The organism is Methylobacterium sp. Leaf113 (genome assembly GCF_001423325.1).
Lineage (GTDB): Bacteria > Pseudomonadota > Alphaproteobacteria > Rhizobiales > Beijerinckiaceae > Methylobacterium.
In genome coordinates this window covers 137,364-161,174 of sequence record NZ_LMNJ01000012.1, presented here as the reverse complement: position 1 = coordinate 161,174, position 23,811 = coordinate 137,364, and the positions used below count along the sequence as shown (strand labels likewise).

19 protein-coding genes are annotated in these 23,811 nt (G+C 68.1%); 5 read left to right on the top strand and 14 right to left on the bottom strand.

All coding sequences use genetic code 11. The annotated features are described in order from the left end of the window. Positions 1 to 9: 9 nt before the first annotated feature. On the top strand, positions 10 to 813 hold the full coding sequence (locus tag ASF60_RS09975; RefSeq protein WP_056183921.1) for an inositol monophosphatase family protein: 804 nt from the start codon (positions 10 to 12) through the stop codon (positions 811 to 813). Between the two features lie 21 nt (positions 814 to 834). Here the strand turns inward: ASF60_RS09975 and ASF60_RS09970 are convergent, their stop codons facing one another. The 13 genes from ASF60_RS09970 to urtA all read right to left on the bottom strand — a co-directional run bounded on the left by ASF60_RS09970 (position 835) and on the right by urtA (position 14,629). Continuing rightward, on the bottom strand, positions 835 to 1,965 hold the full coding sequence (locus tag ASF60_RS09970; protein ID WP_056183918.1) for an acyltransferase family protein: 1,131 nt from the start codon (positions 1,963 to 1,965) through the stop codon (positions 835 to 837). A 347-nt stretch (positions 1,966 to 2,312) separates the two neighbouring features. After that, positions 2,313 to 2,957, bottom strand: a complete 645-nt coding sequence (locus ASF60_RS09965; protein ID WP_056183917.1) for an NADPH-dependent F420 reductase — start codon at positions 2,955 to 2,957, stop codon at positions 2,313 to 2,315. A 180-nt stretch (positions 2,958 to 3,137) separates the two neighbouring features. Further along, complete coding sequence (locus ASF60_RS09960; RefSeq protein WP_056184331.1) at positions 3,138 to 3,584, bottom strand: Rrf2 family transcriptional regulator; 447 nt, start codon at positions 3,582 to 3,584, stop codon at positions 3,138 to 3,140. A gap of 166 nt (positions 3,585 to 3,750) precedes the next feature. Then, positions 3,751 to 4,803: an aliphatic amidase gene (locus ASF60_RS09955; protein ID WP_056183914.1), complete on the bottom strand. Its 1,053-nt coding sequence runs from the start codon at positions 4,801 to 4,803 to the stop codon at positions 3,751 to 3,753. 160 nt (positions 4,804 to 4,963) lie between these two features. Beyond that, a complete protein-coding gene (locus ASF60_RS09950) occupies positions 4,964 to 6,340 on the bottom strand; it encodes a carbohydrate porin (protein WP_156634002.1) in 1,377 nt (458 codons plus the stop codon). 252 nt (positions 6,341 to 6,592) lie between these two features. Beyond that, complete coding sequence (locus ASF60_RS09945) at positions 6,593 to 6,916, bottom strand: FmdB family zinc ribbon protein (protein WP_056183909.1); 324 nt, start codon at positions 6,914 to 6,916, stop codon at positions 6,593 to 6,595. 226 nt (positions 6,917 to 7,142) lie between these two features. Continuing rightward, complete coding sequence (gene fmdA, locus ASF60_RS09940) at positions 7,143 to 8,372, bottom strand: formamidase (RefSeq protein ID WP_056183907.1); 1,230 nt, start codon at positions 8,370 to 8,372, stop codon at positions 7,143 to 7,145. 114 nt (positions 8,373 to 8,486) lie between these two features. Further along, complete coding sequence (locus ASF60_RS09935; protein ID WP_056183905.1) at positions 8,487 to 9,503, bottom strand: alpha/beta fold hydrolase; 1,017 nt, start codon at positions 9,501 to 9,503, stop codon at positions 8,487 to 8,489. An 11-nt stretch (positions 9,504 to 9,514) separates the two neighbouring features. Continuing rightward, positions 9,515 to 10,204: an urea ABC transporter ATP-binding subunit UrtE gene (urtE, locus tag ASF60_RS09930; RefSeq protein WP_056184329.1), complete on the bottom strand. Its 690-nt coding sequence runs from the start codon at positions 10,202 to 10,204 to the stop codon at positions 9,515 to 9,517. Positions 10,205 to 10,277: 73 nt separating this feature from the next. Then, positions 10,278 to 11,063 (bottom strand): urea ABC transporter ATP-binding protein UrtD, encoded by a 786-nt coding sequence (gene urtD, locus ASF60_RS09925; RefSeq protein ID WP_056183903.1) that lies wholly within the window; start codon positions 11,061 to 11,063, stop codon positions 10,278 to 10,280. Positions 11,064 to 11,071: 8 nt separating this feature from the next. Next, positions 11,072 to 12,223 carry an urea ABC transporter permease subunit UrtC gene (gene urtC, locus ASF60_RS09920; RefSeq protein WP_056183902.1) on the bottom strand — a complete coding sequence of 384 codons (1,152 nt, stop codon included), beginning with the start codon at positions 12,221 to 12,223 and terminating at the stop codon, positions 11,072 to 11,074. Positions 12,224 to 12,237: 14 nt separating this feature from the next. Beyond that, on the bottom strand, positions 12,238 to 13,164 hold the full coding sequence (gene urtB / locus ASF60_RS09915; RefSeq protein WP_056183900.1) for an urea ABC transporter permease subunit UrtB: 927 nt from the start codon (positions 13,162 to 13,164) through the stop codon (positions 12,238 to 12,240). A gap of 205 nt (positions 13,165 to 13,369) precedes the next feature. Continuing rightward, positions 13,370 to 14,629, bottom strand: coding sequence for an urea ABC transporter substrate-binding protein (gene urtA, locus ASF60_RS09910; RefSeq protein WP_056184327.1), 1,260 nt, complete (start codon positions 14,627 to 14,629; stop codon positions 13,370 to 13,372). Positions 14,630 to 14,942: 313 nt separating this feature from the next. Between urtA and ASF60_RS09905 the strand changes: the two genes are divergently transcribed. Both ASF60_RS09905 and ASF60_RS09900 read left to right on the top strand, forming a co-directional pair. Then, the gene (locus ASF60_RS09905) at positions 14,943 to 18,338 is read left to right on the top strand and encodes an ATP-binding protein (RefSeq protein ID WP_056183898.1); all 3,396 of its coding nucleotides are present in this window, start codon (positions 14,943 to 14,945) and stop codon (positions 18,336 to 18,338) included. Then, on the top strand, positions 18,331 to 19,239 hold the full coding sequence (locus ASF60_RS09900) for a response regulator transcription factor (RefSeq protein WP_056183896.1): 909 nt from the start codon (positions 18,331 to 18,333) through the stop codon (positions 19,237 to 19,239). The genes ASF60_RS09905 and ASF60_RS09900 overlap by 8 nt, the downstream gene beginning before the upstream one ends. A 299-nt stretch (positions 19,240 to 19,538) precedes the next feature. Here ASF60_RS09900 and ASF60_RS09890 read toward each other — a convergent pair whose 3' ends face one another. Then, a complete protein-coding gene (locus ASF60_RS09890) occupies positions 19,539 to 21,008 on the bottom strand; it encodes a methyl-accepting chemotaxis protein (protein ID WP_056183893.1) in 1,470 nt (489 codons plus the stop codon). Positions 21,009 to 21,438: 430 nt separating this feature from the next. On the opposite strand from ASF60_RS09890, the gene ASF60_RS09885 reads away from it, so the two are divergent. Further along, positions 21,439 to 22,701 carry an L-dopachrome tautomerase-related protein gene (locus tag ASF60_RS09885; RefSeq protein ID WP_443136748.1) on the top strand — a complete coding sequence of 421 codons (1,263 nt, stop codon included), beginning with the start codon at positions 21,439 to 21,441 and terminating at the stop codon, positions 22,699 to 22,701. 110 nt (positions 22,702 to 22,811) lie between these two features. Then, the gene (locus tag ASF60_RS09880) at positions 22,812 to 23,798 is read left to right on the top strand and encodes an SMP-30/gluconolactonase/LRE family protein (protein WP_156633972.1); all 987 of its coding nucleotides are present in this window, start codon (positions 22,812 to 22,814) and stop codon (positions 23,796 to 23,798) included. The last annotated feature ends 13 nt before the right edge of the window (positions 23,799 to 23,811 follow it).

Below are 23,811 nucleotides of genomic sequence, written 5' to 3'. Positions count from 1 at the left end.
GCCCCCGCCATGATTCCGACCTCCACCGCGCCGGTGACCTTCGACGCCAGCGCCGACGGGTTGATGGCCTTCGCTCATCACCTCGCCAACACCGTGCGGCCCCTGGCGCGCCGGCATTTCCGCACGCCGCTCGCGGTCTCGACCAAGGCCGACACCAGCCCGGTCACCGAGGCGGATCGGGGCATCGAGGCCCGCCTGCGCGCCGAGATCCGGCTGGCCTATCCGGATCACGGCATCCTGGGCGAGGAGGAGGGCGGCGACTTCTCGCGCGACCTGACCTGGGTGGTCGATCCGATCGACGGAACCCAGAGCTTCATCACCGGGATGCCGCTGTTCGGCACCCTGATCGCCCTGGTGCGGGACGGGCGGCCGCTCCTGGGTCTGATCGACATGCCGGCGCTGGCCGAGCGCTGGCACGGCAACGGCACGGGCGCCTGGTTCGGCGGCAAGCCGATCCGCACCAGCCGGCGGTCGCTGCGGGAGGCTCGCTTGTTCGCCACCTCGCCGGACCTGTTCCAGGGCACCGATGCGGACGCCTTCGCATCCTTGAGCGCCGCCGTGGGGATGCGACGCTTCGGCGGCGACTGCTACGCCTACGGGCTTCTCGCCTCCGGCCATTGCGACCTCGTGGTGGAAGCCGGCCTGAAGGTCTACGACGTGATGGCGCTCGCCCCCGTGGTGGAGGGCGCCGGCGGCGTGATGACCGATTGGGCCGGGCGTCCGCTCACCCCGGATTTCGATGGCCGCGTGGTCGCCGCGGCCAATGGGGAGTTGCATGCGGCGGCCCTGCGCCACCTCGCGGGCTTCGCCTGACCCCGCCGGGCGGCTAGAGCCCTAAGGCCGCGCGCCGGAGACCACCACCGGCGCCGCGTCCGGGCCATCGGCCGGCGCCGCGCGGAACAGACGGCGACCGGGCTTCTCCACGAACCGAAAGGTGGCCAGCGACAGGAGCACGGTCACGGGGATCAGGATCGCGGCCGACATCAGGTGCGGATGCGCCACCTGCGCGCCCTCGAACAGCGCCGCGAGCCGGGGCTCCAGGTGGGTGAGGATCGGGAAATGCACCAGGTAGATTGAGTAGGATAGAACCCCGAGCCGGTGGATCGGCGCCAGCGCCAGGATGTGGGCGGACAGGCTCGTCCCCGTCGCCAACGCCATGATCAGGGCCGGGAACAGCAGGATCAGGATCAGGTCGCTGCTCGGAACCGCCATCAGCAGCAGCACGCACAGCACCAGGGTGTCGCCGGTGCCCCGCCACGCCATGACGCGCCGGCACACCGGGAGGCTCGTCAGCCGCCAGGCGACGAGCCCGAGGCTGAAACCGACCAGGCAGCGCAGCAGGGGATAGGCGGTCTCGCCGATATACAGATCCAGCGGGCCGAAGCGGAAATCCTGGTGGACGGCCTGATTCGGCAGCCGGCCGAGGATCCACAGCAGGGCGGCCGCCAGCGCCAGGAAGGGCGGGATCGCGCGCCGGGGGCCGTGCAGCAGGCCGAAGGCCAGGGCGGGAAACATCAGGTAGGCGAAGAACTCGGTGCTGATCGACCAGCCCGGCCCGTTGAGACTCGCGCCGATGGCCCAGGACTGGACCAGCACGACATTCGACACGATCGTCAACAGGGACGGCGCCGGGATCCGGTCGTGCACGGAGCCATCGACGAGCCAGAGCGCCAGGCAGGCGAAGCTGGTGACGATGTAGAGCGGATAGATGCGGGCGAAGCGCTTCGTCAGAAAGCGGCGGAACGGCGCGAGCGCGTATCCCGATGGAAAGTCCCGGCCGTGGCTCAGGGCCATCACGAAACCGCTGAGCACGAAGAACAGGTCGACGGCGAGGTATCCGTGCTTGATGAAGGCTCCGCCGAGGCCCGATCCCGCCCCCAGGGCCAGGTAATGATACACGACCACCAGGATGGCGGCCGCGCCCCGAATCCCGGTCAGAGCTCGGATCTCCTGCTGTGACGGCATCGCTGCATCGGGTCTCGCGGTCCAGACCGAACCTTAGGCGGGACCGCGTTAAGGCTTGGTGCCCGGCCGATCCAGGCACGACACCGGACGGACGATCCCGGTCGACGCCCGCACCGATCCCCGGCACGCCCACAGGACGACCCGCGCCCGACCCGACGCCTCCGCGAGGCCGGCATTTTCGCGAGGCCGGCATTTTCGCGAGGCCGGTGTCGCCGCAAGGCCGGTGTCTTGGCGAAGCCGGATCACGTGGAGGACGGGCCGGAGGACGGCGTGTGGGTCGCGCCCCGGCGACGCCGTCGCCCCGAAGGGCGGCGGCCGACAGGCGATCCCCGAGGGGACGGTGGCCTTCACACTTTGACGAAGTTGATGGCCGCCAGGGGGCCGAAAGGCAGTTCCGCCAGCGGGCCGCCGGTGTCGAGGGCGCCGAGATCGACGGGGAAGAACTGCATGGCCTCGATCAGCGCGCGGATCTCGGCCTTCGCGGCCGCGTCGTCGCCGGAATAGAACAGCACCCGCTGCCCGCCGGAGAGTTGGGGCTGGGGCAGGGCGTTGACGTCGAGGTGGTTGAAGGCCTTGACCACGCGCGCCCCGGGGACGAGGGCGCGGATCAGGCTGCTCGACGCGCGGCCGCCGAGATCGACCGCCTTGATGCCGTAGGCCGCCAGCGGGTTGGCCGGATCGTTGGCGTCGGGCGAATTGGGGTCGAGGAACTCGACCGGATTGGTGCCGTCGACCACGATGCGGTTGTTCCAGGCCGGTAGGCGGCTCAGCACGGCCTCGGTGTCGGTCCAGCGCACGGCGACGAAGACGATGTCGGCGCTGGCCGCCTCGGCGACGGTGCCCGCCTTGATGCAGGGGCCGAGTTCCGCGACGAGGTCCGCCAGCGAGGCCGGACCCCGGCTGTTCGCCACGGTGGCGGCGATGCCGTTGCGGGCCAGGGCCCGCGCGAGGTTGGAGCCGAGGCCGCCGGAACCGAGAATGCCGATGCTCATGGTGTCACTCCTGTTGTGAAAGGTTGATGCCGGGGCTTGATGCCCGGAGCCTGATTCCGGGGGCTTGCGTCTTCGAGCCGTCCGCGCCCCCGCGGTGAACGGTTCGCATTCGGTGCCGACCGCATCCATCTCGACTGTTACTATGTCGACGACGCGATTACACTTTAGGGCGAAGAAGGGTTACCAGGTGAGGGGGATCGTGAACTTGCCGAGTCGCGCCACCTCGGCGGCGACGTCTGCGACGGTGACCTTTGCCAACTCCGCCTCCAGGGCCTCTCGAGCCCGCCCGAGGATCGGGCTCAAGGCGGCCTGAATCTGCCCACCGACCGCGCAGGTCTCGCAGGGCGGCGTTCGATGCAGGGTGAACAGCGCCGTATCCTCCACCGCCTCATAGACGTCGAGGAGACGGATGCGTTCGGCCGGTCTGGCCAGCAGCGCTCCACCGCCCGCCCCCATCTGCGAACGGGTCAGCCCCGCCTCTCCGAGACGGGACAGGAGTCCCCGGATCACCACCGCGCCCGTGTTGACGGAATAGGCGAGATCCTCGGACCGGAGCGGCTTGCCGCCGCTCACCGCCAGGGCGGCGAGGATATGGACGGCGACGGCGAATCGGGTGGTGGTAGGCATGTCCAATTCCGCTTGTGTGTTGACGACACTACGACATATTTTCCGTGTGTCAACGGGGTTGTGCGCGCTTTCATGCCTTCACTGTCGAGGCACACAGCAAAAAGGCCGGCTCCGCGCGAAGCGGAGCCGGCCCCCTTGCGGGTATCACGCGGGCGCTTGCGCCGGATCAGGCCGGATCGGGCGGACCCTCGCCCTTGCCGACGAAGGGGATGCCCTCGATCGGACATTCCTCGGTGCCGACGCTCGGGCGGGTGATGGCCCGCACGGCGTCGCGGGTGCCGTCGGGGTCCTCGATCCAGCGGCGGTAGAAGTCGTAGGGGCATTCCGACAGGCCGTGCCGGTTCTCCTTCGAGGCGATCATGCCGGTGTAGCCACGGTGGAGCAGCTTGAAGAGGTGGTTCTCGGATTGCCCGTGGGCGCGGGCATCGCGGATCAGGAACTTCGACAGGGCCGCGTACTGGATGCCCATCTCCTCCTCGCCGCACTCGCCCAGCGTCCGCCCGTCGAAGCCGATGATCGCCGAGTGGCCGAAATAGCTGTAGACGCCGTCGAACCCGGCGGCGTTGGCCACCGCCACGTAGGTGTTGTTGGCGAACGCCATCGCCTTCGACATCAGGACCTGCTGCTCCTTGGCCGGATACATGTAGCCCTGGCAGCGGATGATGAGTTCGGCGCCCCGCATGGCGCAGTCGCGCCAGATCTCCGGGTAATTGCCGTCGTCGCAGATGATGAGGCTGATCTTCAGGCCCTTGGGGCCGTCGGAGACGTAGGTCCGGTCGCCCGGATACCAGCCCTCGATCGGAGTCCAGGGCATGATCTTGCGGTACTTCTGCACGATCTCGCCCTGGTCGTTCATCAGGATCAGGGTGTTGTAGGGCGCCTTCTTCGGGTGCTCCTCGTGCCGCTCGCCGGTGAGCGAGAACACGCCCCAGACCTTCGCCTTGCGGCAGGCGGCGGCGAAGATGTCGGTCTCCGGCCCCGGGATCGAGGTGGCGGTCTCGTACATCTCGGCCGCGTCGTACATGATCCCGTGGGTCGAGTATTCGGGGAAGATCACCAGGTCCATGCCGGGCAGGCCGGACTTCATGCCCACGACCATGTCGCCGATCTTGGCGGCGTTCGCCAGAACCTCGTCCCGCGTGTGCAGACGGGGCATCTTGTAGTTCACGACGGCGACGCCGACGCTGTCGGCGCTGGACGAGATGTCTCCGTGCATCATGGCGCGATCCTCCGGTTTCTTGAGATGGGGCGCGTGCCGCCGTGTTGGGCGGCACGCGCGGGGGGACGTGGTCCCTCCGGCCAAGCCTGTCCGGGCCAAGCCTGTCCGGGCCTCAGCCTGTCCGGGCCTCAGCCCGCCCGGGCGTCAGCCCACCCGGGCGTCAGCCCGGCGCGAGACCCAGGAGGGTTCCGAGGGGAACCACGAGGGTGAAGCCGCCGTAGACGCCGTCCTTCGGGCGCCGGGCGGTATAGGGATTGAAGAACGAGTTCGGATTGACGACGTACTGGACCACGGGCTCGAGAATCACGCCGGCGCCGATGTCGATGTGGGCGTTGGCCTCGAAGATGAACTTGTCGCGCGAGAACGGTGCGCCCGAACCGCCCGAGATAAAGTTCGCGTCCGCCAGGAAGTCGGCGTAGTTGGCGTTGATCCGCTGCCAGTTCGCCTTCAGCCCGTAGGTGTCGTTGGGCCGGGACTGGTCGGGCGATTGCAGCAGGATGCCGGCGAAGGAGTTGAACCGGATCGGGATGGTGGGATCGAAGGCGTAGCCGGTGCCGGTATAGACCGAGACCGAGGCCGGGTGCGGGTTGTCGGCTTCGCGCCCGCCATCGGCACGCCACACCGTCTGCGAGGCGGTCAGCACCACGCCCGAGGTGCCGGATTTCTGCAGGACCGGATCGCCGGGGAACAGCCCCTTGGAGCGCCCGAGCGCCGTCTTGAAGTTATCCTCGTGGTCGGCGGTGTTGTAGAAGCCGGTCAGGGAGACGCGGCCCGGATAGGCCTCCTGCGTGAAATCGGTCTTGCGGCCGATCTCGGTCATCACCACCGCGCCGGCGAGGCGCTCGTAGCCGAAGTCGTAGCCCGACAGCCCGTTGGTGTTGGGGTTCACGCTGAAGGCGCCCGCCTGGATGTAGGTGGTCGGCGAGAGCTTGTAGGCCACGTTGGCGCCCCAGACGCCGTAGAGCGGCGAGGTGAAGCCGGCGTTGAAGTAGAACATGTCCTGGAAGCAGGAATTGATCGAGTTGCACGGCGGCAGGCCGTAGTATCGGTCCGGATGGGTGCGGCCGACCTCGACCACGAGGCGGTCGTCGAGCAGCTTCTGCTGGTAGGTGAACAGCGACAGTCGAGCGAAATTGGGGTTGTAGGGCGGCTGGTACCCGACCGTGGTGTCGCCGATGTCGGCGGCCATGTTCAGGTTGCGCACCAGGCCGAAGAAGGTCTGGGTGAAGTTGATCGTCCCGCCCGAGATGCCGGCGATCCTCTGCATGTCGGCCGTCATCGACAGCACGAAATAGGCCGAATTCGACTGCTCGCCGGGCCTTAGGCCCATGGTCGGGTTGGCCTGGTAGAAATCGTAGATGTTGACGTCGAAGGTGATGCCGCGGGCCGCCATCTCGGTGGCCCAGAGGGCCAGCGGTCCGACGCGGACCGGGTCCGCCGGCTTGGCGGCGACGGCCGGATCGGTGCGCGGCTGCGTCTGGTCGTTGAGCTGGCCCACCGGAGAGGCCGTCTGCGCCTCGGCCGAGGCGGCGGCCATCAGGAACGCCGCCGAAGCGGCGAGGCCCCGAAGAGCTGGCGAAGCGGCGATGCCCCGAAGGGCGGGTCTCCGGTGGCCCGGCACCGGCCTGATCGTGCTTGTCGGTCTCATCATGCACCCCCGCATCCTAGCATTGATCCTGCCTGAGCCCGCCCCATCCACTTTTCCTGTGGAATTATATCTCGTTAGGCCCAGACAATAGGCAGATCACCCGCCAAGAAATACTTTGCAATTAGGATGCCAGTGCTGAAATCAATGACTGATCATCCAGGGACGCGCGGAAGGAAAGCTTTTCACGGCCGGACTTGCTTGCGATTTGGTCTTCGCCGATCCGCTGCAGCATCCGCATCCGGCACCGTGACCCGAGACCTTGCGCGGGGCGTGGCGGCTGCGCTCGTTGGTGGCGTGCGCCTTGCGCAATCCGGCATCCATGGAAGCGAGGTTCGGCGCTGTGAGGAAGGCGCGGCCACAGGACGATCCGCAATCCGGGCAGTCGTGGGGGTCGCGGAACTCGGCCATCGGGCGCAGCACCGTGAACGGGCCGCAGGCGTCGCAGGCGTAATCGTAGACGGGCATCGGGGCCTCTCCGTGATTTCTGCGTGATGAGAGGGTAGGGCGGCACGGCCCTCCTCCCCAGCGGATCCCGGGCCTGCCCGAGATCCGTCGAACTGGTGGAGAGGAGTGGGAGGTGGGGCAGGTCCGCCAGCCTCCGCATCCTGAGGATCGCCCCATTACCCCCAACTCCTGCTCCCTCCCCACAAGGGGAAGGGGGCTTCGCGCCGATTCGGGCGCGACCCGGCCCTCAAAGATCGGGCGAGAGCGGCATCTGGATCGAGCCGTCGAGGAACTTCGTCGGACCGTCCGCACCCGGATTGATGTCGAAGTCGAAGATCTTGGTCGGAATCCACAGGGTGGCGCAGGCGTTCGGGATGTCGACGACGCCCGAGATGTGGCCCTGCACCGGCGCGGTGCCGAGGATCGAGTAGGCCTGGGCGCCCGAGTAGCCGAACTTCTTCAGGTACTCGATGGCGTTGAGGCAGGCCTGGCGATAGGCCACCGTCACGTCGAGGTAATGCTGCTTGCCGTACTCGTCGACGGAGACCCCCTCGAAGATCAGGTGGTCGTCGAACTTCGGTGTGATCGGCGACGGCTTGAAGATCGGGTTCTTGATCCCGTACTTCGACATGCCGTCCTTGATCAGGCTGACCTTGAGGTGGACCCAGCCCGCCATCTCGATTGCGCCGCAGAAGGTGATCTCGCCGTCGCCCTGGCTGAAATGCAGGTCGCCCATGGAGAGGCCGGCCCCCGGCACGTAGACGGGGAAGTAGATCTTCGAGCCGCGCGACAGATCCTTGATGTCGCAATTGCCGCCATGCTCGCGGCCCGGCACCGTGCGGGCGCCCTCGGCGGCCGCCTTGTCACGGCCCTCGCCCTTGAGTCGACCCATATGGGCGGTGGGCGCGAAGGGGAGGGTGGCCAGAGCCGGCACCCGGTTGGGGTCGGTGTCGAACAGGGCCTTCTCGCGGGTGTTCCAGGTCCCCAGCATCTTGGGATCGGGCAGGCAGCCGATCAGCCCCGGATGGATCAGGCCGGGGAAGCGCACGCCGGGGATGTGGCGCGACTTGGTGAACATGCCCTCGAAATCCCAGATCGATTTCTGGGCCTGGGGGAAGTGTTCGTCGAGGAAGCCGCCGCCGTTCTTCTTGGAGAAGAAGCCGTTGAAGCCCCACTGGCTCTCGGGCTTGGCGCCGATGTCGAGGAGGTCGACCACCAGGAGGTCGCCCGGCTCGGCGCCCTCGACGCCGATCGGGCCGGACAGGAAGTGCACGATCGACAGGTCGATGTCGCGCACGTCATCGGCCGAATCGTTGTTCTTGATGAACCCGCCGGTCCAGTCATAGGTCTCGACGATGAAGTCGTCGCCGGGCTTCACCATCGCCACCATGGGGATGTCGGGGTGCCAGCGATTGTGCACCATGTCGTTGTCGTAGGCCGATTGGGTCAGATCGACCTTGATCAGGGTCTCTGCCATCGTCACGTGCTCCCTTCCCTGGGTGAGGACATGCGTCCCCGTTCGCGCCGGCGGTCCGATCCTCCGGCGTGCGATGTGGCGGTGATCGTTGGGCCGGTCCGGCCCCGGTCTCCGTCAGCGTGCGAGCAGCTCCTTGAGGGCCGCATCGAGTGTGGCGATGTCGTCGGGGCTGGTGCCCGGCCCGCCGGCGAAGTGGCCCCACCAGGTCTCGATGACGCGCAGCTCCGCGTTCGGCATGGCCGCCGCCTCGATGGCGTTGTCCTCGGGGGGAAAGTACAGGTCGGTTGAGGCCGGCATCAGGATCGCCCTGGCGCGGATGGCCCCGAGGGCGGCCTTGAGATCGCCGTTGAAGCGGTCGTTGGCGCTGATGTCGCCGTTCTGCCAGGTCCACAGCATCGCCAGCAGGTCGTTGGCGTCCCGGGTGTAGAACAGACCTTCCCAGAACCCGACCAGAAAATCCTCGAGCGAGGCGTAGCCCATATGCGTCTTGTCGGCCTCGATCCGGTAGAACGTCTGCGACAGGCCCCAGCCGGCATAGACCCGGCCGAAGGCGCGCAGGCCCCGGTTAGGCGGGCTTGTGTACCAGCCCTCCGCATAGGCGGCGTCGGCCTGGAGCGCGGCCTTGGCGCCTTCGAGGAAGACGAAGTTGTGCCGGGAGCACTTGGCCGAACCCTGAAACGGCAGGATGCGGGGCACCATGTCGGGGTAGAGGGCGCCCCAATGGTAGGTCTGCAGGGCGCCCATCGACCAGCCGGTCACCAGCACCAGCGTTTCGATGCCGAAATTCTCGGTGACGAGGCGGTGCTGGGCCGTGACGTTGTCGTAGGCCGTGACGTTGGGGAATCTTGGCCCGTTCCAGGGCGCCGGCGTATTGCTCGGCGAGGACGACAGCCCGTTGCCGAACATGTTCGGGATGATGATGAAGTACCTGTCCGGGTCGAGGGCCTTGCCGGGACCGATCAGCCATTCGTTCTCGGTGTGCTGGCCGGAATACCAGGTCGGGTAGACGATGGCGTTGTCCTTGGCGGCATTGAGGGTGCCGAAGGTCTTGTAGGCGAGCCGGGCATCGCGCAGCGTCTTGCCGCACTGGAGGACGAAGTCACCGAGCTCGAAGATCTCGTAATCGACCATTCCGACCTCCGTCAGACCGAGAGGAAGCGCGCGACCTGGGCCTCGTCGATGTCGGCGCGCAGGGACTCGTGCACGATCACGCCGTTCTCGATGACCAGAACCCGGTCGGCGACGTCGAGGGCGAAGCTCAGCACCTGCTCGGAGACCACGATGGAGAGGCCTCGATCGTCTCGGATCTTCTTGAGGGTGCGGCCCATCTCGCGGATGATCGAGGGCTGGATGCCCTCGGTCGGCTCGTCGAGGAGGAGAACCTTGGGCCGGCTCGCCAGCGCGCGGGCGATGGCGAGCTGCTGCTGCTGGCCGCCCGAGAGATTGCCGCCGCGCCGGCCCTTCATCTCCAGCAGCACCGGGAACATGGTGTAGAGATCCTGCGGCACCCGGCGCTCGTGGGTGACGGTGAGCCCCGTCTCGATGTTCTCCTGCACGGTCATGGCCGAGAAGATCATGCGGCCCTGCGGCACGTAGGCGAGACCGCGTGCCACGCGCTGGTGGCTCTTCAGGGCGCCGACATCCGCACCGTCGACCCGGATCGAGCCGGATTTCACCGGCACGATCCCCATCAGGGTCTTCATCAGCGTGGTCTTGCCCATGCCGTTGCGGCCCATCACGGCGACGATCTCGCCGGGCGCCACCGCGATGTCGAGGCCGTGCAGAACCTCGCTCTGGCCATAGGCCGAATGCAGGTCGCTGACCGCCAGCATCGGCTGGACGCCGCCCTGACGATGAGGCGCGGGGGAGGAGGCAGGCGCGGTCTGGAGCATGAGCCTGTTTCCCTCAATGGCCGAGATAGACTTCGATGACCTTGGGGTCGTTCTTGACCCGCTCCATCGACCCTTCCGACAGGACCTTGCCCTGGTGCAGCACGGTGACCCGGTGGGCGATGTCCTCGACGAACTTCATGTCGTGCTCGATCACCAGGACCGAGCGGCCCTTGATGATCTCGTTGAGGAGTTCGGCGGTCTTGATGCGCTCCCCGACGCTCATGCCGGCCACCGGCTCGTCGAGCATCAGCAATTCCGGGTCCTGGATCAGCAGCATGCCGATCTCGAGCCACTGCTTCTGGCCGTGGCTGAGGAACTCGGCCCGCTCCAGGAGCTGATCCTTGAGGAAGATCATGCTGGCGACCTCCTCAATGCGGTCGCGGACCTGGGCGTCGCGCTTGAAGGTCAGCGCCCCGAACACCGAGCGGCCGCGCGGATAGGAGATCTCCAGGTTCTCGAACACGGTGAGGTCGTCGTAGATCGACGGCGTCTGGAACTTGCGGCCGACGCCGGCCAGCACGATGGCGCTCTCGGACAGCTTGGTCAGTTCCTGGCCCTTGTACTTGATCGAGCCGGAGCTGGCCTTGGTGCGGCCGCAGATGAGGTCGAGCACCGTGGTCTTGCCGGCGCCGTTGGGGCCGATGATGACCCGGATCTCGTTGGGATCGACGTAGAACGAGACGTCGTTGACCGCCTTGAAGCCGTCGAACGAGACGGTGAGGGATTCCACCGCCAGCAGGAAGTCCTTCTCGGCCGGATCGGCGCCGATGAGGTGCGAGGGCAGGATGGCTGCGTTCATCGGAGATCCTACTCGGCCGCGTGGGACAGGGCGACGGCGGGCGCGGGCTCGAGAGCCTTCACGCGCCGGGTCAGGCGGGGCTCGACATAGGTGCGGTAGATGCCCGCCAGACCGTTGGGGAAGGCCAGCACCACGAGGATGAACAGGCCGCCGAGGCCGAACAGCCAGAGTTCCGGGAAGCTCTCCGAGAAGGTGGTCTTGGCCCAGTTGACCAGGAGCGTGCCCCAGACCGCGCCGAACAGGGACAGGCGCCCGCCGACGGCGGCGTAGATCACCATCTCGATCGACGGCACGATGCCGACGAAGGAGGGCGACATGAACCCGACCTGGAGGGTGAACATCGCGCCCCCGATGGCGGCGAACACAGCCGCGAGGCAGAACGCGAAGGTCTTGAAGCTCGCCACCTGGTAGCCCGAGAACCGGACCCGGTCCTCCTTGTCGCGCATGGCGAGCAGGATGCGCCCGAGCTTCGACTTCTTCACGGCCTGCGCGAACAGGATGCAGGCGACGAGCAGGCCGGCGTTGACGAAGTAGAGGATGTTGTGGGCGCTGTCGGTGCGGATGTCCCAGCCGTGCAGGGTGCGCAGATCGGTGATGCCGTTGATGCCGCCGGTGTAGCCCTGCTGGCCGACGATCAGGATCGTCAGGATGGCGGCGATGGCCTGGGTGATGATGGCGAAGTAGGTGCCGCCGACGCGGCGGCGGAACATCGCCGTGCCGATGACGAAGGCAAAGAAGGCCGGCACCACCAGCACCGCGATCAGCGTGAAGGGCAGGCTGGTGAAGGGCTTCCAGAACCACGGCAGTTCGGTGATCTGGTTCCAGTCCATGAAGTCGGGAATGCCCGGGGTCGACTGGATCTTGGTATTCTCGACGCTGGACGCTTCGAGCTTCAGGTACATGGCCATCAGGTAGCCGCCGAGGCCGAAGAACACGCCCTGGCCGAGCGAGAGGATGCCGCCGAAGCCCCAGCAGATGACCAGGCCGAGGGCCACGAACGAATAGGTCAGGTACTTGCCGACGAGGTTGAGCCGGAAGGCGTCGAGCAGCATCGGCAGCAGGATGAAGATGACGCCGACGAGGAGCGCCAGGCTCACCCATTCCATCGGCTTCATGAACGGGTTGTCGTTGACGATCGTCTTGGGTGTGGAGCGGGTCATGACGTTCAGGCTCCTCAGCGCCGGACCTTGAGGGTGAAGAGGCCCTGGGGCCGCAGCATCAGGATGCCGACCACCGCCAACAGCGTGAGCACCTTCGCGGTGGAACCCGAGAGGAAGAATTCGAGGGTCGATTGCGTCTGCGAGATCGAGAAGGCGGACGCGATGGTGCCGAGCAGCGAGGCGGCGCCGCCGAACACCACGATCAGGAAGGTGTCGACGATGTAGAGCTGGCCGGAGGTCGGCCCGGTCGAGCCCACCATGGTGAAGGCCGAACCGGCGATGCCCGCGATGCCGCAGCCGAGGCCGAAGGTGAGGCGGTCGACCCGTTCGGTGTCGATGCCGACGGCGCCCGCCATGGCGCGGTTCTGCACCACGGCGCGAACCTGGGCGCCGAAGCGCGAGCGGTACATCAGGAGGGCGACGCCGACGGTGATCAGCGTCGTGATGGCCATGACGAACATGCCGTTGATCGGGATCTCGATGGTGTCGGTGACCTGCACCGAGCCGATCAGCCAGGACGGCAGCTCGACGCCGACCTCACGGGCACCAAAGATCGAGCGGTAGGCCTGCTGCAGGATCAGCGACAGGCCCCAGGTGGCCAGCAGCGTATCGAGCGGGCGCTTGTAAAGGTGGCGGATCAGGGCCCATTCCACCAGCATCCCGAGCGCCCCCGAGGCCAGGAAGGCGAGCGCCATCGCGATGAAGAAGTAAGCCGGGAACAGGGCCGGCAGTTGGGTCTGGAAGAAGCCCGAGCAGAGATAGGTCATGTAGGCGCCGAGGATCATGAACTCCCCGTGCGCCATGTTGATCACCCCCATCTGGCCGAAGATGATCGCCAGCCCGAGCGCCATCAGCACGTAGACCGAAAACAGGATCAGTCCGGCAAAGCCCTGCATCGCGAAGATCGCGCCGAGATCACCGAGCGAGTAGTCACCGAACATGGGTCCGTTCTCCGAAGGATGCCGCGCGTGTCGTGCAAGCATCAGGCCGTCGCGGACAGACGCGCCCTCTCATGAGACGCGCTCCCTCCCCCTCGTGGAGGCGTAGGGGTGGGGGTGGCGCCGCCAGCCTCCGCCGGTCGAGGGTCACCCAACCACCCCCACCGCCAACTCCTCCCCACAAGGGGGAGGAGGGCACGTTGGAGCCCTACTGGTAGCCCTTGGGGAACGGGTCGGGCTTGATCAGTTCGGGGCTGGTGTAGACGATCTCGAACTGGCCATCCGGCAGGGCCTTGCCGACGCGGGTCTTCGACCAGAGGTGGTGGTTCGGATCGACCCGGACGTAGCCTTCCGGCGCGTCCTTGTATTCGAGCCCCGGCGAGGCGGCGACGACCTTGTCGACATCGAACGAGCCGGCCTTCTCGCAGGCCATCTTCCACAGGTGGGGCCCGAGATAGGCGGCCTGGGTGACGTCGCCGATGACGGTCTTCTCGCCCCACATCTTCTTGAAGGCGGCGACGAAGGCCTTGTTGTTCTCGTTCTCGATCGACTGGAAGTACTTCATGCAGGAATAGGCGCCGGCGATGTTGTCGCCGCCGATGCCGTCGATCTCGTCTTCCGTCACCGAGATCGTCAGGAGGATCTGCTTCGACAGGTCGATGCCGGCGGCCTTGAGCTGCTTGTAGAACGCCACGTTCGAGCCGCCGACCACGTCGGCGAAGATCACCTTCGGCTTGGTGAGCTTGATCTTGTTGATCACCGAATTGAACTGGGTGTGGCCGAGAGGGAAGTACTCCTCACCGACGACCTTGCCCTTGAGCACGTTCTCGACGTGCTTTCGGGCGATCTTGTTCGAGGTGCGCGGCCAGATGTAGTCCGACCCGATGAAGAAGAACGAATCGCCGCCCTTCTCCTTGTGGACCCAGTTGAGGCCGGCGAGGATCTGCTGCGTGGCTTCCTGGCCGGTGTAGAAGACGTTCTTGGACTGCTCCAGGCCCTCGTAGAAGGTCGGGTAGTACAAGAGGCCGTTATACTGCTCGAACACCGGCAGCGCGGCCTTGCGCGAGGCCGAGGTCCAGCAGCCCATCACGGCGGCGCAATGGTCGTTGACCAGGAGCTTCTTCGCCTTCTCGGCGAAGGTCGGCCAATCGGAGGCGCCGTCCTCCTGGATGATCTTGATCTTGCGGCCGAGCACGCCGCCCGCCTCGTTGATCTGCGAGATCGCGAGCTTTTCGGCCTGAATGGAGCCGGTCTCGGAGATCGCCATGGTGCCGGTGGCCGAGTGCAGGATGCCGACCGTCACCTCGGTGTCGGTCACGGCGAGGCCGGTGGTGTTCACCGCCGACGTCGCCGGTCCCGCCGCGAAGCTCATGCGCGGCATCAGGGCGATCGCCGGAGCGCCGGCGAGCCCCATCAGAAGCCTGCGCCGCAGCGCCGATTGCAGGCCCTTGCCCTTGTCCTCTGCCATCGTGCCCAAACCCCTGTCGGTCGTCGCGCGGCGCTCGGGACGGCCGCGGATCGACGGAGCGGAGGCTAGGCTGCAGGGTGCAGTGCGGCCTATACGCTGTATTGCGTATGTCGGAGCCCGGCGCACAGGCCCATGCTGGTGAACTTGCTCGCGCGAGTCCGTGGCCCGGACCGCGCCATCCGAAGCGCCAGGTCGCGCCCGGCTTCGGGGCACGGTCCTTGCTAGGCTGGGGACGACGGACCGCCATCGTCACGGACGGGCCGGGATGCCGCGCCATCCCCCGTGCCGCATGATACCGTCCACCCCGAAGACGATGACCGAGCACCAGCGTATCCTGCCGATCCGGCGCGACTACAATCGCCTCGTCGCCGACGAGACGCTGGAGGATTATGCGCTCCGCTTCACCGCCAAGAAGGCGCGGCGGTGGTCGGGCTTCCGGGTCGCCCAGACGGCGCTCGGCTCCCTCTCGTTCCTGGCCCTGGAGGCGATCGGCGGCACCCTGGTGCTGAGTGTCGGGTTCACCAACACCCTGGCAGCACTCCTGCTGGTGAGCGCGATCATCTTCGCCACCGCGACGCCGATCAGCCTCTACGCCGCCCGCTACGGCGTCGACATCGACCTCCTCACCCGGGGCGCCGGCTTCGGCTATATCGGCTCGACGGTGACCTCGCTGATCTACGCGAGCTTCACCTTCCTGTTCTTCGCCATTGAGGCCGCCATCATGGCTCTGGCGCTGGAGCTGTGCTTCGGGCTGCCGCCGAGCCTCGGCTACCTCGTCAGCGCCCTCGCGGTGATCCCGCTGGTGATCTACGGCATCGCGATGATCAGTCGCTTCCAGCTCTGGACGCAGCCGGTCTGGATCGTGCTCAACCTCGTGCCGCTCGCCTGCATCGCCTTCGCCGGGGACGCGCCGGTGGCGACTTGGCTCGACCATCCGGGCAGCGACGGCCTCGGCGGCTTCGATTGGCCCCGCTTCGGCCTCGCCTCGGGCATCCTGCTGGCGCTGCTGGCCCAGGTCGGCGAGCAGGTCGACTTCCTGCGCTTCGTGCCGGAGCGCGAACCCGGCCGTTCGGCCCGCTGGTGGGCGGCGGTGCTGGGCGCCGGCGGCGGCTGGATCCTGCCCGGGATGCTCAAGATCCTGCTCGGCTCGTTCCTCGCCGTGCTCGCCCTCGCGCACGGGGTGCCCGCCGAGCATGCCGCCGAGCCGACGCGGATGTACGCGGTGGCCTTCGGCTACGTGGTCTCCCCCGGGGCCGGCGCCGTGGCGCTGATGACGCTGTTCGTGGTGGTGTCGCAGCTCAAGATCAACGTCACCAACGCCTATGCGGGCTCCATCGCCTGGTCGAACTTCTTCTCGCGCCTGACGCATAGCCACCCGGGCCGGGTCGTCTGGCTGGTGTTCAACGTCGCCATCGCGCTCCTGCTGATGGAGCTCGGCATCGACAAGACCATCGCCAGCACGCTCTCGCTCTACGCCGTGGTCGTGTCGGCCTGGGTCGGCGCGCTCGCGGCGGACCTCGCCATCAACAAGCCGTTCGGCCTGTCCCCGCCCGGCATCGAGTTCAAGCGCGCCCATCTCTACGCCATCAATCCCGTCGGCACCGGCGCCATGGCGCTGGCGATCCTCACGGGGTTCGTGGCCCATGCGGGCTGGATCGGGGCGATGGCCGTGCCGTTCGCGCCGCTGCTGGCGCTGACCGTCGCCGTCGCGGGGGCGCCCGCGATCGCGCTCGCCACCGGCGGGCGCTACTATCTCGCCCGAACTCCGCGAACCGACTGGCACGGTGCCTCCGAGATCACCTGCCGCGTCTGCGAGCACCCGTTCGAGCCGGAGGACATGGCCCAGTGCCCCGCCTACGCGGCTCCGATCTGCTCCCTGTGCTGCTCGCTCGACGCCCGCTGCGGCGATCTCTGCAAGCCGCACGGGCGCCTGGAGGCCCAGGCCCAGGCGGTGCTCGCACGCGTCGCCCCGGCCCGCACCGCCGCCTGGATCGGCGCGCCCCTGGGGCGTTACCTCGCGCTGATGCTGACGCTGGTGGCGGCGATCGCGCTGATCCTCGGTATCGTGCATGCGGGGGCCAGCGCCGAGCACCCCGAGCACCGCGCGGTGCTCGGCGCGGCGCTGACCAGCGTGTTCCTGATCCTCATCGTGATCCTGGGCATCGTCGCCTGGCTGTTCGTTCTGGCGCAGGAGAGCCGGCGGGTCGCCCTCGAGGAGACTGCGCGCCAGACCGGGCTCTACCAGGCCGAGATCGAGGCCCATAAGATCACCGATGCCAAGCTGCAGCAGGCCAAGGAGACGGCGGAGGCCGCCAATCTCGCGAAAAGCCGCTACGTGGTCGGCATCAGCCACGAGTTGCGCACGCCCCTGAACGCGGTGCTGGGCTACGCGCAGCTGCTGGAGGGCGACCCCAGCATCCCGGCCCCGCGCCAGAACGGCATCCGGGTCATCCGGCGCTCGGCCCAGCACCTGTCGGGCCTGATCGACGGCCTCCTCGATATTTCCCGGATGGAGGCGGGTCGCCTCCAGATCCACCGCAACGAGGTACGTCTCGCCGACTTCCTCGACCAGATCGTCGACATGATCCGGCTCCAGGCGCAGGGCGCTGCCCTCGATTTCCGCTTCACCCGACCCGAGGCCCTGCCGGCGGTGGTCGCCACCGATGAGAAGCGTCTGCGCCAGATCCTGCTCAACCTCCTGTCGAACGCGATCAAGTTCACCCCCGCCGGCACGGTCACCCTGGATCTGACCTACCGCAATCAGATCGCGGTGTTCACGATCAGCGACACCGGCCTCGGCATCCGCCGGGACGATCTGGAGCGCATCTTCGAGCCGTTCGAGCGCGGCTCGCTGGCGGCCGCGCGCTCGACGCCCGGCACCGGCCTGGGGCTGACCATCGCGCACCTGCTGGCCCAGGTGATGGGCGGCGAGATCACTGTCGAGAGCGAGGTCGGGCGCGGCACCCGCTTTCGCGTGCGCCTGATGCTGGCCTCGGTGGCCCGGCCGAAGCCCGTTCTGGCCGCACCCGCGAGCGCGCCGGTGCGGGCCTATGCGGGCGCCCGGCGCACCATCCTGGTGGCCGACGACGATGCGGCCCATCGCGGGCTGATGCGCGACATCCTCGAACCCCTCGGCCTGGTGGTGTGGGAGGCCGGCGACGGCCCGGCCTGCCTCGCCCTGGCGGAGACCCGGCCGCCGGACCTGTTCCTCCTCGACATCGCCATGCCGGGCATGAGCGGCTGGGTGCTGGCCAAAGCGCTGCGGGAGGCCGGCCACACCGCCCGCATCGCCATGATGTCGGCCAACGTCCACGAGATCAGCCCCGTGCGGGGTGACGACGCGCCCCACGACGCGATCATCGCCAAACCCTTCGACCTGCGCGACTTCCTTGAATGCGTCACCGGCCTGCTCGGCCTCGCCTGGACCGCGCAGGAGCCTCCCGGGATCGACGCCGCCGCACCGACGCCGGAGGCGTCCCCGGCCCCGCGGCCCGGGCAGGTGGCCGATCTCCTGCGCCTCGTGCGGATCGGCCACGTGCGCGGGATCGAAGCCAAGCTGGCCGAGATGGAGGCCGAGGCGGACGCCCCGATGGCCTTCATCGCGCAGATGCGGGGCCTCGCCGCCGCCTTCGACCTGCGCCGGGCCCGCACCGTGCTGGAAGCCCTGAGCCCTCCGCAGGACGTGGCGGAAGGCGTGTCGGATGTCTGAAGCCCAGCGCGACATCGTCCTCGTGGTGGACGATTCCCCCGAAACCCTGAGCTTCCTCACCGAGGCGATCGAGCGCTCGGGCGCCACCGTCCTGGTGGCGGTGGCGGGCGACCTCGCCCTGGCGCTGGTCGACGAGATCACCCCCGACGTCATCCTGCTCGACGCGATGATGCCCGGCATGGACGGGTTCGAGACCTGCCGTCGCCTCAAGGCGAAGGGCCATCTCGCCCACGTGCCGGTGATCTTCATGACCGGCCTGTCGGAGACCGAGCACATCGTGAAGGGCCTGGAGGCCGGCGGCGTCGACTACGTGACGAAGCCGATCGCCCCCGACGAGATCCTGGCCCGCATCCGGGTCCATCTCGCCGGCGCCCGTGCGGCCCAGAGCGCGCGGGCGGCCCTCGACACCACCGGCCGCACCCTGTTCGCAGTGGACCGCGACGGCGCGGTCCGGTGGTGCACGCCCCAGGCCGCGCGCCTGCTCGGCGGGGTCACCGAGCCCGGCGCGCCCCTGGGCCTGCCGCCACAGGGCGGGGCCTGGCTAAAGGCCTGCCTGGGGGGCGCGTCCACCGCCCCTCTGAGCCTCGTGGACCGGGCAGGCACCGCCTACACCTTGAGCTTCATCGGCGGCACCGGCGACGAGATCCTGCTGCGGCTGGCCCGGGACGGCACCCAGGCCGGCCTGGAGCGCCTGCGCCTGCGCCTGCGCGTCACCGGGCGCGAGGCGGAGGTGCTGCTCTGGCTCTCGCGGGGCAAATCCAGCCGCGACATCGGCGAGATCCTGGGCTTGAGCCCCCGCACGGTGACCAAGCACCTCGAGGGCATCTACGAGAAGCTCGGAGTCGAGAATCGCACGGCTGCGTCAGTCATCGCCGCACGCCACCTGCAGGATCTCGATTGAGGGTCTCCCGGTCGGGCCGTGGGCCGGATATTTGTGCGGTCGGCCCTCGCTTTGGCGCGGCGGCACCCGATCTATCCCATGAGAGACAGCTGGGAGCTTCGCAATGAACTGGATGACGTGGTTGGTCGGCCGTTGCGTGGATCTCACGGAGCGCGTCGTCCCGGGTCTCGACCGGCGTGAGCCGGGCCGAACGGGTGGGACCCAGAGCCTGCGGGGCCGGGTCCGGGGTTCGGCCTCGGAACCGACGGTGATCCAGCCGGGGATCGGAGCCCGGCCGGATTGACGGGCGGCGCGTCCGCTCAGGCGAGCGCCCGGGCGGCGGCGCCTGCCTTGCGCACGGAGCCGTCGACATCGTGGGCGGCCTGGGCGATGCCGTCCATGCTCTGTCGGACCTGCTCGACGCTCTGAGCGGCGGTCTGCATGTTCACCGACATGTCGCGCGTGACCGCCGCCTGTTCGGTGACCGCCGACGAGACGCTGAGTGAAATCTCGCTGAGATGCGCGATGGTGCGGGCGATGGCCTCAATGGCGTTCACCGCCTGGCTGGTGGAGGTCTGAACCGCCGCGATCTGGGTCCCGATCTCCTCCGTTGCCCGCGACGACTGGTTGGCCAGGGCCTTCACCTCGCTAGCGACCACCGCGAAGCCCCGGCCGGCCTCGCCGGCGCGGGCGGCCTCGATGGTGGCGTTGAGCGCAAGCAGGTTGGTCTGGTCGGCGATCGAGCGGATCACCGAAACCACTTCGCCGATCTTGGTTGCGGCCGAGGTCAGGCCCGCGACGATCCCGCCGGCCTCTTCCGCACGGATCACGGCCTCGTCGGAAGCGGCCTTCGCCTCGACGGCGTGGCGATTCAATTCCTCGATCGAGGCCGAAAATTCCTCGGCACCGGCCGCCACGGCCTGCACGTTGCCCGAGGTCAGGGCCGCGGCCTCGGCGGTGGTGCTCGCCTGGCGGCTGACCTCGGCGATGGAGTCGGTGATGCCGCCGAGGTCCCGGTCGATGGCGCGCTGGCCCTCGAGGCGGCGGAGGCGATCGGCGACCTGATGGGTCACGTTGTTGGCGAACTTGACCACCGCCACGGGCTTACCGTCCGGGCCGAGGACCGGATTGTAGGCCCCGTAGATCCAGACCTCGCGTCCGCCCTTGGCCATGCGGCGAAACTCGCCGGCCTGGTACTCGCCGCTGGCGAGCGCCTTCCAGAAGGCCGCATAGGCCGGCGTGTCCCGGTCCTCGGGCGCCATGAACTGGCTGTGGTGCCGACCCTTGATCTCGTCCAGGGTATAGCCGAGCGCGGCGAGGAAGTTCGGGTTGGCATCGGTGACGAGGCCGTCGGGCGTGAAGTGGATCACCGCCTGCGAGCGGTTGATCGCCGCGATCTGGCCCTCGTAGGCCGCGTTGCGCCGGGTCTGCTCGGTGATGTCGGTCGCGAACTTGACCACCTTCACGGGCTTGCCGTGCCGGTTGAGGATCGGGTTGTACGAGGCCTGTATCCACCGGCTGCGCCCGTCCTTCGCGATCCGGCGAAACTCCCGGCTCTGGAACTCACCCCGGCGCAGGCTGTCCCAGAACTGGCGATAGGCGACGGTCTCTCGCTCCTCGGGCGCGACGAACAGGCTGTGGTTCTGGCCACGGACCTCGTCCAGCGTGTATCCGACCAGGTCGAGGAAGATCTTGTTCGCATCGCGAACCGTCCCATCCATATCGAACTCGATCCGACCCTGCGATCGATCGAGTGCGGCCAAGGTGGCGCGAAGACTTGATCCCAGCATGTGGCCTTCTCTTACTCGGTCGGCGAAGCGAAATGCGCCACCAATTCCATCCCTGGTGCGCCCTGCCATAAAAGAATTATAATTGTAAAATTCGGATTAATAACAATAATCATTCCACTGCACGCGGCGCATAATCTGTCGTGTGCTGAAATTCGACATTGTCAGGCGCGATCCGCCGACGATGCGGTCGCGTGCAGGTGCGGGGCTCGTAGTGGGGGGCTCTTCTCGGCGCGGGGCTTGCCGGTTCCCGTGCCAAGGCTGGCCCGCGTCCGGGGTCGTGACATCCGGCCCGGCCCGCAACCGCTGCGTTTCGGAATGAACCTTGCCGGGATGAACCTTGGCCGCCCCCTCGTGCGTTAGGCCGTCGATGACCCATTCCGATTCGAGCCGCATGAAGAGTCGATCGATGCCCCGCCGCACGTCCGTTTCCGTGACGATCAGATCCGCAGACGCCCGGCGGAAAGGCGAAGTCCTGCGCACCGCGCTCTGCGCCGTCGCCCTGGCGAGCCCGCTGCTGGCATCGCCAAGTCGGGCGCAGACCGCGCCGGTTGCACCCGCTCCGACTGCCACAACCCCGCCTGCCGCGACCCTCACCAAGGTGGCGAGCTTCGAGCATCAGGTGACCGGCGTCACCGTCTCGAAGGACGGACGCATCTTCGTCAACTTTCCGCGATGGACCGAGGACACCGAGGTATCGGTGGCCGAACTCAAGGATGGCAAGCTGGTGCCGTTCCCGGACGCGGCCTGGAATTCCTGGCGCAACGCCAAGAAGGACGAGGTCACAGCCAAGGACCATTGGGTCTGCGTCCAAAGCGTGGTCGCCGGTCCCAACGGCAATCTCTGGGTGCTCGATCCGGCCGCCCCCGCCATGGCGGCCCTGGTACCCGGCGGTCCCAAGCTGGTCGAGATCGACCTGAAGACCAACCAGCCCGCGCGCACCATCGCGTTCGACGACAGCGTGGCGCCCCAGGGCTCCTACCTTAACGACGTGCGCTTCTCCCCCGACGGCAAGACCGCCTACCTCACCGATTCCGGCGCCCGGGGTGCCCTGGTGGTGGTCGACCTCGACAGCGGCCGCGCGCATCGGGTGCTCGACGGCGATCCCACGACGCAGCCCGACCCGAGCGTCACCGTGACCTATGACGGCAAACCCCTGCGCCGCCCGGACGGGCGCGGCGTCGAGTTCGCGGCCGATGGCATCGCTCTCTCCCCCGACGGCAAGACGCTCTACTGGCAGGCGATCAAGGGCAAGACGCTCTACAGCCTGCCAACCGAGACGCTCGCCGGCAGCATCACCACGGCGCTGATGCCGGCGGCCCTCGCGGACAAGAACGTGGCCGGCCGGATCGAGACCGTGGGCGAGAACGGCCCGGCGGACGGGCTGATCATCGCCCGCACCGACGGCCGGATGTACGTGACGTCGCCGCAGGATGATTCGATCAAGGTCCGCGACCTGTCGGGCAAAGGCAACAGCCTGAGCACCGTCGTACAGGACAAGCGCCTGCGCTGGCCCGACACCTTCGCGGAAGGACCGGACGGCACGCTCTACGTCACGACGTCGCACATCCAGGACTCGGCCTTCTACAAGCCGGACGCGCCGGCAGCCCTGCCGACCGAGTTGTGGAGCTTCAAACCCAAGACTGTGGAGGCGACCGGCGCGACCGGCGCTCCCGCGACCCCCGCCCAGCGCTGAGGCCCATCACCCGAGGCTTTTCCCCCCAGGCGTGGCGCACGCCGAGGCCCAACGCATCGGCCGGCCCCAGCCAGCGCGTCCCCTTGCCCTTCCAACCGTTCCGGAACCGGATGCCGACGATTCGACGACGCACGTTCCTCGGCACCGCTCTGGCGGCGGTTGGCCTGTCGGCCACCCGCGCCGCGGCTGCGCCGATCCTGCGCAGCGACGACCCGCGCTTTTCTGCGGTGGTCGCGCCTGACACGCCCCTGCGCACGCTCTACGCGGCCGGGCGCTGGTGCGAGGGCCTGTGCTACGCGCCGGCATTCGGCGGCCTGATCGTCAGCGACGTTCGGGCCAACCGGATGCTGCGCATCGGCGACGATGGCGCAACGCAGGTCTTCCGCGATCCGTCGAACAACGCCAACGGCAATACCCTCGACGGCGAGGGCCGTCTCGTCACCTGCGAGCACCGGGGCCGGCGCGTGGTGCGGCGCGAGCCGGATGGGCGCCTCACGGTGCTGGCGGAGACCTATGAAGGGCGGCCGCTCAATTCCCCCAACGATGCCGCCCTGGCGCCGGACGGCGCGATCTGGTTCACCGATCCGGTCTTCGGCATCACCATGCCGGACGAGGGCCTGATGGCAGCACCCGCCCAGGCAGCCCGGCGGGTCTATCGGATCGATCCCGGCTCCGGGCGGGTCGCGGCGATGACCGACGCGGTGGGGCAGCCCAACGGGATCGTGTTCAGCCCGGATGGCACACGCCTCTATGTCAGCGACACCAGCGCGGCCCTGAAGAACCCCGAGGGCGCCCGGACGATCCTGACTTTCCCCGTCGAGCGGGGGCGCCGGCTCGGCAACCCCCGGGTGTTCGCCACCGTGGAGGCCGGCGTTCCGGACGGGCTCGCGGTCGATGCCGGGGGCCGGCTCTACGCGGCCTGCTTCGACGGCGTGCGGGTGTTCGATTCCGACGGGACCAGGCTGGGCCGCATCGCCACCGCCACCGATGCCGCCAACGTCGCCTTCGGGGGACCGGACGGCAACCGCCTGTTCATCGGCGCCGGCCCGATCGTCCACGCCATCGACCTCGCGGTCCGCGGCCCCGCCCGGGGCTGACCCGTCTCACCTC